Source organism: Oleiphilus sp. HI0128 (genome assembly GCF_001635365.1).
The window spans coordinates 1-929 of sequence record NZ_LWGG01001565.1 but is presented as its reverse complement, the minus strand read 5'-3'; the positions used below and the strand labels follow the sequence as shown (position 1 = coordinate 929).

Here is a 929-nt window from a genome sequence, read left to right as displayed (position 1 = left end):
ACCAGCAGACAAACTTCTCCGTAAACCCAAACTTTGATACTTTCAATGATTCTTAATCCATACGCAAAAAGGAGTTTGCGATGCCGAGAAGAAAAAGGATGTATTTGCCTGACGTGCCCTTTCATATTGTTCAGCGCGGGAATAATCGAGAAGCCTGTTTTTACTCACCTGAAGATTACCAATTTTACTTGCATGTTCTAGGCGAGGTACTGAGCCGTTACAATGTGGCGCTTCATAGTTATGTTTTGATGACCAATCATGTGCATTTACTTATGACAGCTTCAGAGCAAGATGGTATTTCTCAAGTGATGAAGGTGTTGGGTAGCCGTTATGCGCAGTACTTTAATAAGACGTACAAGCGCACAGGAACGTTATGGGAAGGTAGGCACAAATCAAGCCCTATTGATGGGGTGGCCTATTTGTTGAAATGTTATCGATATATCGAACTAAATCCGGTGACAGCGAAAATGGTTGAGCGGCCGGAAGAGTACAAATGGAGTAGCTATGGCTCAAATGCCTATGGTGATGAGCATGTTGTGACAACTCCGCATGAACTGTATCTTGAGTTAGGCAGTGATATAGAGCAAAGATGCTATCAATATCGTGAGTTATTTAAAGAAAGCTTGAGTGGCTCAGATGTGCACGGGATTCGGTTAGCAGAACACTATTGCCAACCGCTGGGTTCCGATAGGTTCAAGATCCAAGTTGCCGAGAAGACAGGGCAAAAGATTGGCCAGATGCGTAGAGGGAGACCAAAAAATGGCTAATAAATAATCCCTCCGTCCCCTTAAACATTACAATTATGTCGTTAATCCAAACCGCCAAGATGAATGGATTGGAAGCATACGCCTATCAGAAAGATGTGCTTAACCGATTACCGTCGCATAAGAATAATCGGCTGGATGAGTTATTGCCACATAACGGGAAGG

1 protein-coding gene and 1 pseudogene are annotated in these 929 nt (G+C 43.3%); both read left to right on the top strand.

What is annotated here, in order from left to right; translation table 11 throughout:
* The first annotated feature begins 80 nt into the window (after positions 1-80).
* Positions 81-767, top strand: coding sequence for a transposase (locus A3763_RS25745; protein WP_068507732.1), 687 nt, complete (start codon positions 81-83; stop codon positions 765-767).
* A 32-nt stretch (positions 768-799) separates the two neighbouring features.
* Positions 800-929: pseudogene (locus A3763_RS27225) on the top strand (transposase domain-containing protein); the annotation flags it as partial.